11 protein-coding genes and 1 pseudogene are annotated in these 14,664 nt (G+C 56.6%); 10 read left to right on the top strand and 2 right to left on the bottom strand.

Features of this window, described 5'->3' with window-relative positions:
• The first annotated feature begins 40 nt into the window (after nucleotides 1-40).
• Together SCD_RS07815 and SCD_RS07810 are read left to right on the top strand one after the other, a co-directional pair.
• Entirely contained in the window at nucleotides 41-727 is a 687-nt protein-coding gene (locus SCD_RS07815) for a response regulator transcription factor (protein WP_009205643.1), read from the top strand.
• Entirely contained in the window at nucleotides 728-1,555 is an 828-nt protein-coding gene (locus tag SCD_RS07810) for a sensor histidine kinase (protein ID WP_084607475.1), read from the top strand.
• Here the strand turns inward: SCD_RS07810 and SCD_RS07805 are convergent.
• Entirely contained in the window at nucleotides 1,503-2,129 is a 627-nt protein-coding gene (locus tag SCD_RS07805; protein WP_009205645.1) for an arylesterase, read from the bottom strand. The two genes, SCD_RS07810 and SCD_RS07805, sit on opposite strands and share 53 nt — an antisense overlap.
• Between SCD_RS07805 and SCD_RS07800 the strand changes: the two genes are divergently transcribed.
• From SCD_RS07800 to SCD_RS07780, 5 genes are all read left to right on the top strand, one after another.
• Complete coding sequence (locus SCD_RS07800) at nucleotides 2,128-2,820, top strand: ABC transporter ATP-binding protein (protein WP_009205646.1); 693 nt, start codon at nucleotides 2,128-2,130, stop codon at nucleotides 2,818-2,820. The genes SCD_RS07805 and SCD_RS07800 overlap by 2 nt on opposite strands.
• A complete protein-coding gene (locus SCD_RS07795; protein ID WP_009205647.1) occupies nucleotides 2,817-5,309 on the top strand; it encodes an ABC transporter permease in 2,493 nt (830 codons plus the stop codon). Before SCD_RS07800 ends, SCD_RS07795 begins: the two co-directional genes overlap by 4 nt.
• A 42-nt stretch (nucleotides 5,310-5,351) precedes the next feature.
• Nucleotides 5,352-6,551, top strand: coding sequence for a formate-dependent phosphoribosylglycinamide formyltransferase (gene purT / locus SCD_RS07790; RefSeq protein WP_009205648.1), 1,200 nt, complete (start codon nucleotides 5,352-5,354; stop codon nucleotides 6,549-6,551).
• Between the two features lie 2 nt (nucleotides 6,552-6,553).
• Nucleotides 6,554-6,934 (top strand): group II truncated hemoglobin, encoded by a 381-nt coding sequence (locus SCD_RS07785; RefSeq protein WP_009205649.1) that lies wholly within the window; start codon nucleotides 6,554-6,556, stop codon nucleotides 6,932-6,934.
• 86 nt (nucleotides 6,935-7,020) lie between these two features.
• Nucleotides 7,021-7,350 (top strand): hypothetical protein, encoded by a 330-nt coding sequence (locus tag SCD_RS07780; RefSeq protein WP_070099570.1) that lies wholly within the window; start codon nucleotides 7,021-7,023, stop codon nucleotides 7,348-7,350.
• A 69-nt stretch (nucleotides 7,351-7,419) separates the two neighbouring features.
• Here SCD_RS07780 and SCD_RS07775 read toward each other — a convergent pair.
• A pseudogene (locus SCD_RS07775) lies at nucleotides 7,420-8,729 on the bottom strand (DEAD/DEAH box helicase).
• A gap of 285 nt (nucleotides 8,730-9,014) precedes the next feature.
• On the opposite strand from SCD_RS07775, the gene typA reads away from it, so the two are divergent.
• From typA to SCD_RS07760, 3 genes are all read left to right on the top strand, one after another.
• Entirely contained in the window at nucleotides 9,015-10,823 is a 1,809-nt protein-coding gene (typA, locus tag SCD_RS07770; protein ID WP_009205653.1) for a translational GTPase TypA, read from the top strand.
• A 152-nt stretch (nucleotides 10,824-10,975) separates the two neighbouring features.
• Nucleotides 10,976-12,316 (top strand): DNA recombination protein RmuC, encoded by a 1,341-nt coding sequence (locus SCD_RS07765; RefSeq protein ID WP_009205654.1) that lies wholly within the window; start codon nucleotides 10,976-10,978, stop codon nucleotides 12,314-12,316.
• Between the two features lie 2 nt (nucleotides 12,317-12,318).
• Entirely contained in the window at nucleotides 12,319-14,655 is a 2,337-nt protein-coding gene (locus SCD_RS07760) for an EAL domain-containing protein (protein WP_009205655.1), read from the top strand.
• The last annotated feature ends 9 nt before the right edge of the window (nucleotides 14,656-14,664 follow it).

Genomic DNA, 14,664 nt, shown 5'->3' with positions numbered 1-14,664 from the left:
AAATATTAATGTTGATTATAGATAATCAAACGGGTGGATCATGGTTAAGTTGCTGATTATTGAGGACGATGAGGCTGCTGCGGGTTCTTTGAAACGTGGGCTGGTGGAAGCTGGCTACGCCGTCGAGCTGGCCCATGACGGCGAGCGTGGCTTGCAGCAGGCTCAGGCCGGGGATCACGACCTGTGGGTGATTGATATCATGTTGCCCGGACGCGATGGGCTATCGGTTCTGAAGACGCTGCGGGATCAGGGTAGACGTACCCCAGCTCTGATCCTGAGCGCACTCGGCAAGGTGGACGACCGGGTGGAAGGCTTGCGTGTCGGTGGCGATGATTATGTGGTCAAGCCTTACTCTTTTGACGAATTGCTGGCGCGGATCGAGGCGCTGCTGCGACGTGTGCGGAGCTTTGGCAGCGGTCCGGAAACCATGCTGGAACTTGCTGATCTTAAAATGGACTTGCTCAGTCGCAATGTGACCCGAGGCGGCCAGGAAATCGATCTCCAGCCGCGCGAATTTCGCCTGCTGGAATACCTGATGCGTCACGCCGGTCAGGTGGTGACGCGCACCATGCTGCTGGAAAATGTCTGGGAATATTTCTTCGACCCTCAGACCAATGTCGTGGATGTCCACATCAGCCGACTACGTCAGAAAATCGACAAATCCTTTGCCACTCCCCTGCTGCACACAGTGCGGGGACGCGGCTATATCTTGCGTCCGGAAGCGTAAGTGTTCGGGGTGTGGCTTTCATTGGTTCTTCTGCTGTGCCTGCTTGGTGGGGTTGCCGGCTTTTGGTGGCTACAACGACGGCGGCAGCAACAGAAAGAGGCATTGTTGCGTCGCCAACTGGTTTCGGTGACTCAAAGCTCCCGACAGACCGGTGACAATATCGCTCACGATTTAAGAACGCCGTTGACGCGCTTGCGAGCTGATGTTGAAGATGCATTGCGACATGACGATAGTGAGATGCATCGTGCCACTCTTGAAAGAGTGCTCGACGAAATCCAGAACATGCAGAATATTGTCAATGCCTTGCTTGCTCTCAGCCAAGCCGAGGCGGGTGTCATGCGGGTGAGAAAAAAGACCGTGGACCTGTCCGGGCTGCTGGAAGAACTCATTGAACTATACATACCCTCTGCCGAAGAACGGCAGCTCACCCTTCAAGGCAGGATTGCCCCAAATCTTAACATCGAAGCCGATCGCCAGTTATTGGCACGGATTTTCGCCAACCTTTTCGACAATGAACTCAAGTACGTGCCAGCCGGCGGTACCATTCTGCTAACAGCCCTCACCAGTGGACCCCATGTGGAAATCCGAGTGGAGGATGATGGCCCGGGTATTCCGGTAGAAATGCGTGACAAGATCTTCGAGCGCTTTGCCCGTCTTGATCCAAGTCGAACACTGTCTGGTGGGTCCGGGCTGGGACTCTCCCTGGTCAAGGCTTTCGCGCAGCTGCTTCAAGGCGAAGTGCGCGTAGTGGAAAGCAGTTTGGGTGGGGCGGCATTTATCCTGACTTTGCCAGCATCGGCAGCAGATGTTTCCAAACTCTCTCCATGATCAGCGGTTGCGCAGCTGTAGTGGGATGCAGTCCATCAGCCTGAAATAGTTCCGGATTGTCGGCAAAACCTTCAAGCAGGAAGGGAAGCAGTGGGATCTTGTGACGCTGCGCTGCCTGTTGGTAGATAGACTGGAACTTGGCGGAATAGGTGCTGCCATAATTGGGAGGAAGGCGCATCCCGATCAGTAACACACGGGTTTTATAGTTGCGGCAGGCAGCAATGATGGCATTAAGGTTGGATGCGGCGGCATCAAGCGGCTGTCCGCGTAATCCGTCGTTCGCTCCCAGTTCCAGGATTACCAACGCTGGCCGGTGCTCGGCCAAAACCTGTTCGATTCTGTAACGGCCGCCGCTCGTGGTTTCACCGCTGATGCTGGCGTTGATCACCCGGTAGCCGGGCCGTTTCTGGTGTATCCGCTGCTCGAGGAGGGACACCCAGCCGCTGTCGGCAGGAATGCCGTGGGAAGCTGAAAGACTGTCCCCGAACACCAGGATGATTGGCGCGGATTGGGTGGCTTGGGCCGCGACGCCCCAGAGCAGGAAACAGACGATCAAAAGCAGGCGCATAACCATGAATGCATCCCATCAAAATTTTATTGTGCAGGCAATTGCGCTAACCAAGCAAGTGACCAGCGAGGGCGCGCCGTTAATTATCCTCGATCAGCTTGATTTCTCGGCATCGCCGGGCGAATCGGTTGCTGTGCTGGGTGCTTCCGGTTCGGGAAAATCCACCCTGCTCGGCTTGCTGGCGGGCCTGGATATGCCCACCGGCGGCAAGGTTTTGCTTGAGGGCACCGATCTGTTTGCACTCGATGAGGATGGACGGGCAGCCTTGCGCGGACGCCTCGTTGGATTTGTATTCCAGTCGTTTCAACTCCTGCCGGCGCTGACTGCGCTGGAAAACGTGATGCTGCCACTGGAACTTGCCGGGGTGAATGGCGCTCGCATTGAGGCGGGTGCTGCGCTGAAGCGGGTAGGGCTGGCGCAGAGGGCTTCCCATTATCCGCGCCAGCTCTCTGGCGGCGAGCAGCAGCGCGTGGCAATTGCCCGTGCTTTTTCTGTCAACCCGCGCCTGTTGCTGGCCGATGAGCCGACAGGCAACCTCGACAGTGCGACTGGCGAACGCATCATTGACCTGCTATTTCAGCTGAACGAGGAACACGGCACCACGCTAATCCTGGTGACCCACGACGATAGTCTGGCGCAACGCTGTAAGCGACGTCTGCACCTTGATAGAGGTGTTCTAGTTCAGGAACTTGCATGAACAGCTTTGCCCTTTCTCTGCGTATGCTGCGTCGCGAGTGGCGTGCCGGGGAACTGCGCGTGCTGGCCGTTGCATTGGTGATTGCAGTGGCCAGCGTCACATCGGTCGGTTTCTTTACCGACCGAGTCGGGCGGGCATTGGCGCAACAGGCGAATATGCTGTTGGGTGCAGATCTGGCGCTGATCTCGGACCATCCGCTGGATAGAGATTTTGAGCGCGAGGCGTTGCAGCGTGGTCTGCAGACGGCTCACACACTGAGTTTCCCCAGCATGGTACTGCATGGGGAACGCGCCCAGCTGGCGGAAATCAAGGCGGTGAGCCGCAACTATCCGCTACGTGGGCAGCTGCGAGTGACGCAGCTGCCCTACGCCCCGGATCGCGTTAGTAGCGAGATTCCGGAAACCGGCTCGGTATGGCCTGACCAGCGCCTGTTTAATCAGATGGATGCGGGTGCCGGCGCAGAACTGGAAGTAGGGACAAGTCATCTGGCCGTGTCTGCCATTCTGACCCGGGAGCCGGATCGTGCCGGTGTTCTTTTTAATATAGCGCCGCGCCTGCTGATGAATATTCAGGATATCCCGGCGACCGGGTTGATTCAGGAAGGCAGCCGCGTCAGCTATCGTCTGCTGGTTGCAGGAGAAGCCGTCACTGTTGAATCCTTCCGCGCCTGGGCTGCAACGCGGCTGAAGCGCGGCGAGAGTCTGGAAGGGGTGTCGGACGCTCGCCCGGAAATCCGCGCTGCGCTGTCGCGGGCGGAGCGTTTTCTCGGTCTGGCTGCGCTTACCAGTATTATTCTGGCGGCAGTAGCGGTGGTCATGGCGACACGCAGATTCATGGCTCGACATCTCGACAACTGCGCCGTGATGCGATGCCTTGGTGCCCAGCAGCGGCTTATTTTCCGGCTTTACCTGATCCAGTTTCTCCTGCTTGGCATGCTGGCCAGCCTGATCGGCTGTCTGCTTGGTTATTTCGGGCAGATGGTGCTGGCGCATCAGTTGGGCAACATGATTTCCGCCGATCTGCCCCTGCCGTCGATGCTGCCGGCCGTACAGGGAATTCTGACCGGCATGGTGACGCTATTGGGGTTTTCGCTGCCTTTTCTGCAGCAGCTGAAGCATGTCCCTGCCCTGCGCGTGTTGCGCCGCGAGATCGGCCCCCCCGGACGCTTCGGTTTGTTCGGTTTTGCTTTGGGGCTTGCCGGTATTTCCGGGCTGGTGCTGTGGCAGGCCGGGGATGTCAGGCTGGGCGGTTATGCGCTGGCGGGCTTGTTTGCGGCCACCCTGGTCGCTGCACTGCTGGCACTGTTGCTGATCAGGGCATTGTCCGGGATGCGTCGCCAGGCCGCCGCATCGTGGCGCTATGGGCTGGCCAACATTGCACGGCGGGCGGGTGGCAGCGTGGCGCAGGTGAGTGCTTTCAGCCTGGGAATGCTGATGTTGCTTCTGTTGACCGTAGTGCGTGGCGATTTGATGCAAAGCTGGCAATCCACGCTGCCGGCCGATGCGCCCAACCGTTTCGTGATCAACATTCAGCCCGATCAGGTTAAGTTACTGAGAGAATTTTTCCATGCGCGCCACTTGCCTCCGCCGCTGCTCTACCCGATGGTGCGCGGCCGGTTGCTGGCAGTCAACGGCAAGCCGGTAGCTACCGTGGAATATCCCGATCAGCGCGCGCAACGGTTGCTTGAGCGGGAATTCAACCTTTCCTGGTCGGGTCTCCTGCCTGATGAAAATCAGCTTGTCGCCGGAAAATGGTGGCCTCAGAGTGGGCATGGCAGTGCTCAACTGTCGGTCGAGGAGGGTATCGCCCAGACGCTCGGCATAAAGTTGGGTGATGAACTGAGTTACAGTGTCGGCGGTACGAATTTCAGCGCGCGGGTAGTGAATCTGCGCAAGGTCAACTGGGATTCCTTTCGCGTCAATTTCTTCGTGATCGCCTCGCCCGGTGTGCTGGAAAAATTTCCCGCCAGCTATATCACCAGTTTCCATTTGCCTGAAGCGCAGGGAGTGCTGCTCGACGAAATGGTCAAGGCGTTTCCGAATCTGACGGTGATCGACGTGGCCGCCGTAATGAACGAAGTACGCACCATCATGGATCGGGTTGCCGGCGCGGTCGAATTCGTTTTCCTGTTCACCTGGGTGATGGGCTTCACTGTATTGTATGCCGCAATTGCTGCCACCCGTGATGAGCGGGTATACGAGACGGCGATATTGCGCACTCTGGGAGCAAGCAGGCGGCAACTGATGGCTGGACTGTTCGCCGAGTTTTCCGGGATAGGTATGCTGGCCGGGCTGGTCGCCGCGCTTGGCGCGAGCGGAACGAGTTATATCCTGAGCACCCGAATCCTGTCGTTGCCCTATGTGTTCAACTTCTGGCTGTTGCCGGTGGGGATGCTGGCCGGTGCAGCGGCTATCGGTGTTGCCGGAATCGCAGGTTGCTACAGCGTGCTGAATCAGCCCCCTTTGCAGACAATCAGGGATAGCAGCTAGAATTCGTCTTTTGCTTGTTTACTTTAATCTGTAGGAAACCCCATGAAATTAGGCACCCCGTTAAGCCCGAGCGCAACCCGCGTCATGCTGCTCGGCAGCGGCGAACTCGGCAAGGAAGTGATCATCGCCTTGCAGCGCCTTGGCGTGGAAGTGATTGCGGTGGACCGTTACGCGAATGCGCCCGGCCATCAGGTGGCGCATCGAGCGCACGTCATCAATATGGCCGATGGCGCCGCGCTGCGTGCCCTGGTCGAGCAGGAAAAGCCGCACCTGATCGTGCCAGAGATCGAAGCCATCGCCACCGACATGCTGGTCGAAATCGAGCGTGATGGACTGGCCGAGGTGATACCCACGGCGCGCGCCGCGCAGTTGACCATGAATCGCGAAGGTATACGCCGACTGGCGGCAGAAACGCTGCAATTACCTGTTTCGCCCTATGCTTTCGCAGACAGTCTGGAAGATCTTCAGGCGGCGATCGACGGTGGAATTGGTTATCCCTGCATCGTCAAACCGGTGATGTCTTCCTCCGGCAAAGGCCAGTCTCGGCTGGACAGTCCTGCCGATGTAAAAACGGCATGGGATTATGCCGCCAGCGGCGGTCGGGTGAATCAGGGGCGGGTGATCGTCGAAGGTTTTATTGATTTCGAGTACGAAATCACGCTGCTCACCGTGCGCGCGGTGGGCGCTTCGGGCCAAGTGGAAACTTTTTTCTGCGAGCCGATCGGCCACGTCCAGGTCAAAGGCGACTACGTCGAAAGCTGGCAACCGCAGACTATGAGCGACGCGGCGCTGTCCCGTTCGCGCGATATTGCCGGGGCGGTGACGGATAACCTGGGTGGCCGTGGCATTTTTGGGGTTGAACTGTTCATAAAGGGCGACCGGGTGTGGTTTTCAGAAGTTAGCCCGCGCCCGCACGATACCGGCATGGTAACGATGTGCAGCCAGATCCAGAGCGAATTCGATCTTCATGCTCGCGCCATTCTCGGCTTGCCGGTGGATGTTTCGCTGCGCTCACCCGGGGCCAGCGCGGTGATTTATGGCGGTATGGAAGCTACCGGCATTGTCTTCGAAGGTGTGGCAGAAGCCTTGGCTGTGCCGCAGAGCGACCTGCGTTTGTTCGGCAAGCCGGAAAGTTTCACCCGCCGCCGCATGGGTGTGGCACTCGCCAACGGTAAGGATATAGAAGAGGCGCGCGGTCGAGCCAAACTCGTGGCGAGCAAAGTCAGGCCGGTGCGAGGCTAGGCATGCAGACACATTACGAAAGAATTGGCGGCGAGGAAGTGGTGCACAAACTGGTTGACCGCTTTTACGACCTGATGGACCTGCAGCAGGATTTCCAGGGTATCCGCGAACTGCATGCAAAGAGCCTGAAGGCTTCGCGCGAGAAGTTATTCATGTTTCTGTCTGGCTGGCTTGGCGGGCCGCAACTGTATGTAGAGAAATACGGCCATCCGCGCTTGCGCCAGCGCCACCTGCCATTTGCAATCGGCGATACGGAGCGCGACCAGTGGATGAACTGCATGATTCAGGCTATGCAGGATCTGGGTCTTGAAGAGGGGTTGCGTGAAGAATTAAAAGGCGCCTTCTGGAAAACGGCTGATTTCATGCGCAACAAGGAGGTTTGATCCCCCTGAAAATGACAAAACCGTAACCCTTCGTGCTCTGGCAAATCTCTATAATTCGAATCGCAATATTTGCCGGAGAGAAAAAAATGAAAGTCTTGATGTTGTTGGTGATGGGTGTGTTGGTTGTTGCTGCAAGTACAGCGAAAGCCATGGATAGTGATGCGGTTCTGGGTGGGGCATTGGGCGGTGGAGCGGGTGCCGCAATTGGTTCCGCCATGGGTGGGCGCGATGGCGCAATTATCGGTGGCGCAGTGGGCGGTGCGGCTGGTGTCGCGGTGGCAACGTCCGACCGCAGACGTGAAACCGTGAGAGTGAGAAAGGAAGTCGTCTATGTTGATGACCATGATCATCACGATAATGGTCGGCATCTGGGGCAGTACAAAAACAAATACAAGCACGGTCGCCACGACGATTGAGTCGGCGCAAAGCGGTGACAAAAAAGGCGCTCGAAAGAGCGCCTTTTTTTATGGTGTTACCAGCCAGAATTACCGACCGCGGCTGACGGGACGTCCGGTTCCGGTAGCACTCTTGTTCGGGCCACCGCGACCCGCATAACCTTCGCGGTTGCCGTTGGGGCGACCTTCGTAGCCGGGGCGACGGTCATTGTTGCCGAATCCAGGACGCTTGCCGGAAGGGCTGGGCGCACCGGAACGCATTGGGCGTTTCGCTTCGAAGCCGGGAACGATATGCGGGGTGATGGCGTGACCGGTAAAGCGCTCGATCTTCTTCAGGTTCATCACGTCCTTGCCGGAGGCGAAGGATACCGCAATCCCGAACTGCCAGCGCGGCCGGTACGGCCGATGCGGTGAACGTAGTCCTCGGCGAACTTGGGCAGATCGAAGTTGATCACGTGGCTGATGCCGGCCACGTCAAGTCCGCGCGCTGCCACGTCGGTGGCGACCAGGACTTTGATGGCGCCGCTGCGCATACGGGTGAGGGTGCGGTTACGCGCGCCCTGGTTCATGTCGCCGTGCAGAGCAGCAGCCTGATGGCCCAGTGCAAACAGGTCTTCTGCCAGCATGTCGGCATCGCGCTTGGTGGAGGTGAAGACGATGGCCTGTTTGACATTGATGTCGGTCAACAGATGCTGCAACAAGCGATTTTTGTGCGACATGTCGTCAACGATATGCAGACGCTGTTCGATGTTCTCATGCTTGGCCTGTTGCGCGGTCATCTGAATGCGCTTGGGATCTTTCAGCAGACGCTTCGCCAGGGTGGCGATGGTGCCTTCCAGAGTGGCCGAGAAGAGCAGGGTCTGGCGGCTGGCAGGGGTGGCGGCGGCGATCTTCTCGACGTCGTCGATGAAACCCATGTCCAGCATGCGGTCGGCTTCGTCCAGTACCAGCATTTCCAGGCGCGAGAAGTCGATGCGGCCACGATCGAGATGGTCGATCAGGCGGCCAGGCGTGGCGACGAGGATGTCCACAGGCTGCGACAGTAGCTTGTTTTGCAGAGGATAAGGCATGCCGCCGAGAATGCTGACGGTTTTGACGCGCATATGTTTGCTGTACTTGCGTGCGGCATCGTTAACCTGGTTTGCCAGTTCGCGTGTCGGGGTCAATACCAGAATGCGCGGGCCTTTGCTTTTGCTCTGTGAAGGTTCGGTCAGGTATTGCAGCGCGGGCAGGATGAAGGCGGCGGTTTTGCCGGTTCCGGTTTGCGCCGAAGCCATCAGGTCGTGACCTGCGAGTACTTCGGGGATGGCCGCAGCCTGGATCGGTGATGGTTCAGTGTAACCGCTATCGGCGATTGCTTGCAGGATGGCGGGATTCAGATTCAGTTTTTCAAAAGACACGTAGTTTTCCTTAAAGTTAAGGTAAAAATAACGCGCAGCAGGCAATAAGCAGGGGTGACCCGATTGAAAAATGGGTCAAGTACCAAACACCACGCGGCGCTAAAACATCGTCGCTAACCGGGGTGTATCGTACTCAGGAAATTCTGAGAAGGAAGGGTCAGGAGCGATGAACAAAGGCTGAGAACACATTACTTCAGCCAAGCGGCGCATTATACGGATATTTTCCAGAAAAGCCAGTTATTTATGCTACAATCGCTGACTTTTTTACCTAGCAGGAATCAATACATGTCACGCGCCCAACGCAATATTGCAATCATCGCCCACGTCGACCACGGCAAGACCACGCTGGTGGACAAGCTGCTGCATCAGGCTGGCACCTTCGCCTCGCACCAGCATATCGCCGAACGGGTGATGGACAGCAACGATCAGGAAAAGGAGCGTGGCATCACCATTCTCGCCAAGAACACGTCTGTCGAATATGAAGGCGTTCACATCAATATCGTGGATACCCCAGGGCATGCCGACTTCGGCGGTGAGGTGGAACGCGTGCTGGGTATGGTCGACGGCGTGCTGCTGCTGGTGGACGCAGTGGAAGGCCCGATGCCGCAAACCCGGTTCGTGACCAAAAAGGCGCTTGCGCTGGGTCTCAAGCCGATTGTGGTGGTGAACAAGATCGATCGCCCTGGCGCGCGCCCGGACTGGGTCGTCAACCAGACCTTCGAACTGTTCGATAAGCTGGGTGCAACCGATGACCAGCTCGATTTCCCAGTGGTCTACGCTTCCGCAATCAACGGCTACGCCATGTTGGAGTTGGACAAGCCTTGCGATCACATGCGCGCCCTGTTCGATACCGTACTCAAGCACGTAGAACCGCCTAAGGGTGATCCGGATGCTCCGTTGCAGCTACAAATTGCTGCACTGGACTATTCCAGTTTCGTCGGTCGTATCGGTATCGGCCGCGTTGCCAACGGTCGTATCAAGCCGGGCCAACAAGTTGTCGTGATGAACGGACCGGATGGCACCCCGAAAAACGCCAAGATTAACCAGGTGATGGGATTCCATGGTCTGGAGCGTGTGCAGTTGGATGAAGCGCAGGCCGGGGATATTATTCTGATTACCGGAATTGAAGAAGTGGGCATCGGCGTTACCATCTGCGACAAGGAAAATCCTCAGGGGCTGCCACTGTTGCTGGTGGATGAGCCAACGCTGAACATGAACTTCCGCGTCAATACTTCGCCGCTGGCAGGCACCGAGGGCAAGTTCGTCACCAGCCGCCAACTGCGCGACCGGTTGCAGAAGGAACTGTTGATCAACGTGGCATTGAAAGTTGAAGAGACCGAGGATGCCGACTCCTTTGTCGTTTCCGGGCGCGGCGAATTGCATTTGACGGTGCTGCTGGAAAACATGCGTCGCGAAGGTTATGAACTGGCTGTGGGCAAGCCGCGCGTGGTGATGAAGGAAATCAACGGCGTCAAGTGCGAGCCTTACGAGGCGCTCACGCTCGACGTGGAAGAAGCCAACCAGGGCGCGGCGATGGAAGAATTGGGGCGCCGCCGCGGCGACCTGCAGGACATGCAACCCGATGGCCATGGCCGGGTGCGTCTGGAGTACCGTATTCCCGCGCGTGGACTGATCGGCTTCCAGGGCGAATTCATGACCCTGACCCGTGGTACCGGCGTGATGTCGCACGTGTTCGACGAGTATGCCGAAGTCCGGGCCGATATTCCCGGCCGCCGCAACGGCGTGCTGATCAGCCAGGACAACGGCGAGGCCGTGGCTTACGCCCTGTGGAAGCTGGAAGATCGCGGCAAGATGTTCGTGAGCCCCGGCGACAAACTGTACGAGGGTATGATCATCGGCATACACAGTCGCGACAATGATCTGGTGGTGAACCCGATTAAGGGCAAGCAACTGACCAACGTGCGTTCCTCCGGGACTGACGAAGCGGTTCGTTTGACCACGCCGATCAAGATGACGCTGGAATCTGCTGTTGAATTTATTGATGATGACGAACTGGTTGAAATCACACCTAAGTCGATTCGTATTCGCAAACGTTTTTTGACGGAGAACGAGCGCAAGAGGTCAGGTCGGTAACGGCATAACCTGTCAAGAATCCCCCGCTTTTCCGATCTACAAATCGGGTAGCGGGGGATTTTTATTTGGAGGTTAGCCACCCGGTTATCGGCTTGATAACGGCGCCATCGGTGATGCGTTATAATCTCCCTTCCATTTAATTTGAGAAAGCCATGCCCGAAATCCTGATCGGCATTCTGCTGTTGTTTATCCTGGCCGCCACCTTGTGGCTGGGGTTCAGATTCGGCGGATTGGTCCGCCGGCAGAATGAGCTTCCGTCACTGGTGGCGCAAATCATGGAGGATAAGCACCGTGCCATGCTGTCCGACCTGCACGAGGGCCTGACCAGGCAGGGCGACCGTATGAATTCGGCCGCAGCGGAAAACGCCGAGCGTCTGCGTGGATCGATCTCTCAGGAACTCCAGTTAAACCGGGATGCGCTGGAGAAATTGCAGCTGTCTCAGAGTACCGGTCTTGCCCAGACTCGTGAAGCGATGCTGGCGCAATCTGCCGAGCAGGTGCGTGCCAACCAGGAACTGATTCAGTCCACCTTGCGCAACACCACCCAGCAGCTGACTACCGCCATTGAATCGTTGACCAAATCGGTGGATGGCCGTCTCGAACAGATCAGCGGCAAAGTGACGGAGCGGCTGGACGAGGGTTTCAAGAAAACCAACGAGACTTTCGCCAACGTCATGGCACGGCTGGCGACTATCGACGAGGCGCAGAAGAAGATCGACGGATTGACCACCAACATGGTGAGTCTGCAGGAACTGCTCGGCGACAAGCGTTCGCGCGGTGCCTTCGGTGAGGTTCAACTGGAGGCGCTGGTGCGCAATATCCTGCCGCCTTCGGCTTACGCCTTCCAGCAAACCCTGAGCAATGGCAACCGTGTGGACTGTCTGTTGACGCTGCCTGAGCCGACAGGCAATGTTGCTGTCGATTCCAAGTTTCCTCTGGAAAACTATCACCGCATGTTTGCTGCCGAGTTGTCCGAGGGAGACCGCGCCCAAGCGCTTAAGCAGTTCAAGTCGGACGTAAAAAAACATGTGGACGCAATCAGCGAGAAATACATCATTCCTGGTGAAACCAGCGATGGTGCGGTGATGTTCGTGCCCGCCGAGGCCGTATTTGCAGAGATACACGGCCATCATCAGGATGACGTGGTGGATTACGCGATGCAGAAGCGCGTATGGATCGTTTCGCCGACCACCATGATGGCGATTCTGAACACCGCCCGGGCCGTGATCAAGGACGTTGAAACCCGCAAGCAAGTGCATATCATCAAGGATGCGCTGAGCAAGCTGGGTAAGGAGTTTTCCCGCTTCGACACACGCATGAAAAAGTTGGCGGATCATATTCGCCTGGCCCATGAGGATGCCGAGGAAGTGCATGTCACCAGCCAGAAGATCAGCCGCCGTTTTTCCCAGATCGAGCATGTGCAACTGGATGAATCAGGCGTGCCGGTTTTGGAAGTTCTTGGCGACGTTCCCATCGCCGGCGAGGATTCCTGAGCGTGCTGAAGAATTCAAAAACTCTCATTCTTGCCGGTTTCAGTCTGGTGTTGCTGTTGATGGTTGGACTGACCGTAATTGGTCTGGTGCGCATCATGGCGGTGAACGAGAGAACTGAGGGTATCAGAGCAGTTAATTACGCCAAAACTGCGCTGGTTTCAGATATGAGGGCTGCGGCCCGCGACCGTGCAATCAGTTTGCACCGGCTGGCGCTGTTGACCGATCCATTCGAATGGGACGAGGAGTTGCTTGAATTTGGTCGAATTGCCGCCAGATTCATTCAGGCGCGCGAAAAAATGGTGGCGCTTGGGCTAAACCCTGAAGAAAAAGACTCGTTAGCGCAATCGCTGGAACTCGCAAAAAGTGGCGAGCAACTGCAGGCCAGGGTAGTGCGGTCTTTCCAGCAAGGGAAACTTGCAGAAGCCCGCCGGTCCTTGCTGAAAGAAGTAATTCCCGCACAGAAACGGGTAATAGGGCAGCTCACTCTGCTCAAGGATTTGCAGCAGGAGAATGAACATAAAGTTGCGGCCGAAGCGGCTTCTTCTTTTCGCAGAGTGTTGTTATTGATGGGCATGCTTGGTGTGCTGGCCGTTTTGCTGGGTACCTTGATTGCCTTGTATGTGATGAGACGAACCGCTTTGACTGAACGTGCCCTGTTTCAGGAAAAGGAGCGTGCCCAAGTCACGCTGGACTCCATCGGAGAAGGCGTAATCACTACCGATGTCCATGGCAACGTAACCTATTTCAACCCGGTTGCTGAACAGCTAACCGGTTGGAAGCTGGAGGAAATCCAGGGGTTGACCCTGCGCTGGGCATTTAATGCCGTTGATGCTTTCACTCGCAAGCAAATCCAGCACCCCGCTTTTGACGGCCCCATCGATGGCGTGATGGTGAGTCAGTATGAAAATATCCTGCTGATTGGTGTCGATAATCGCGAGTTCGACATCGAAAGTTCAGCTGCACCGATACGCAACCCAGAAGGCGAAGCGATCGGATCGGTGCTCGTGTTCCGTGATGTTACGCAGGCGCGCGAGTTGGCCAAGCAACTGGCTTGGCAGGCCTCTCACGATCAACTGACCAATTTGATCAACCGGCGCGAATTCGACCTCAGGCTAACCCGGTTGCTGGACAGCACCACTTCTGACCATGAACAACATGCCTTGCTGTACATGGATCTCGACCAGTTCAAGCTGGTCAATGATACCGCCGGTCATGCGGCTGGGGATGAATTGCTGCGGCAATTGACTGACAGTCTTCGGGCGCAAATTCAGGGCAACGATACGCTGGCCCGGCTGGGTGGAGATGAGTTCGGTGTTTTGCTGGAACATCGCCCCCTTGATGAAGCAATACGAATTGCCAATGTGTTACGGAAAATTGTGCAGGATTTCCGCTTTCAATGGGAAGGCAAGACCTTTGAAGTGGGTGTCAGTATTGGTCTGGTGCCGATCACCGCACATTGTGGCAGCGCGATTAATCTGATGAGTTGCGCCGATGCGGCCTGTTATGCCGCCAAAGACAGGGGCCGAAACCGCGTCAATGTTTACAGTCCGGAGGATCTTGATCTGATCCAGCGCCATAGTGAGATGAGTTGGGTTGCAGATATTTCAAAGGCATTCGAGGAGAAGCGTTTCCTTCTCTATTATCAGCCGATTGTCTCGCTTCATGGTGAGGTGCCGGGGGATGATTATCGCGGTGAGATACTATTGCGCATGATGGATATGGGTGGGGAGTTGGTGCCGCTGAAAAATTTTCTGCCAGCCGCTGAACGCTACGGCCTGATGCCGGTAATCGACCGCTGGGTGGTGCGAACCCTGTTCGCCATGGTGCAGCAGAAATTGAGTTGTGCCGATACAGTGGGCCTGCCCCGTCTCTGCTCGATCAACCTTTCCGGCGCCAGTTTGAATGACGAGTTTTTCCTCGATTTTCTGCAAGAACAAATCGCCTGTTATGGTATTTCACCCGCGTCATTGTGCTTCGAAATTACCGAGACCGTGGCGATCTCGAATATTGAGCGTGTGCGCCATTTCATGCAGGAATTGAAGCTGTCAGGCTGCCGTTTTTCCCTGGACGATTTCGGTAGCGGAATGTCGTCGTTTTCCTATCTCAAGGAATTGCCGGTGGATTATCTGAAAATCGACGGGATTTTCGTCCAGAACATGGCGAATAATCCCATTGATTTCGCCATGGTTGAAGCGATCAACCGCATTGGCCATGTGATGGGGATCAAAACGATCGCCGAGTTTGTCGAGGACAAAACGACCCTGGAAATGCTGCGCTCGCTTGGAGTGGATTATGCGCAAGGCAACGTGATCGGCGAACCTCGACAGCTCGAATACTAGGCTATAAGC

Origin of the sequence: Sulfuricella denitrificans skB26 (assembly GCF_000297055.2) — a bacterium.
GTDB lineage: Bacteria > Pseudomonadota > Gammaproteobacteria > Burkholderiales > Sulfuricellaceae > Sulfuricella > Sulfuricella denitrificans.
The sequence above is the reverse complement of the archived record's forward strand: the minus strand, read 5'-3'. Positions and strand labels throughout refer to the sequence as shown.

Bases quoted from the DNA above. Each gene is read 5' to 3' on its own strand.
- SCD_RS07795 (WP_009205647.1), top strand. From the start codon at position 2,817: ATGAACAGCTTTGCCCTTTCTCTGCGTATGCTGCGTCGCGAGTGGCGT.
- SCD_RS07805 (WP_009205645.1), bottom strand. From the start codon at position 2,129: ATGGTTATGCGCCTGCTTTTGATCGTCTGTTTCCTGCTCTGGGGCGTC.
- SCD_RS07765 (WP_009205654.1), top strand. From the start codon at position 10,976: ATGCCCGAAATCCTGATCGGCATTCTGCTGTTGTTTATCCTGGCCGCC.
- typA (WP_009205653.1), top strand. From the start codon at position 9,015: ATGTCACGCGCCCAACGCAATATTGCAATCATCGCCCACGTCGACCAC.
- SCD_RS07800 (WP_009205646.1), top strand. From the start codon at position 2,128: ATGAATGCATCCCATCAAAATTTTATTGTGCAGGCAATTGCGCTAACC.
- SCD_RS07780 (WP_070099570.1), top strand. From the start codon at position 7,021: ATGAAAGTCTTGATGTTGTTGGTGATGGGTGTGTTGGTTGTTGCTGCA.
- SCD_RS07815 (WP_009205643.1), top strand. From the start codon at position 41: ATGGTTAAGTTGCTGATTATTGAGGACGATGAGGCTGCTGCGGGTTCT.
- SCD_RS07785 (WP_009205649.1), top strand. From the start codon at position 6,554: ATGCAGACACATTACGAAAGAATTGGCGGCGAGGAAGTGGTGCACAAA.
- purT (WP_009205648.1), top strand. From the start codon at position 5,352: ATGAAATTAGGCACCCCGTTAAGCCCGAGCGCAACCCGCGTCATGCTG.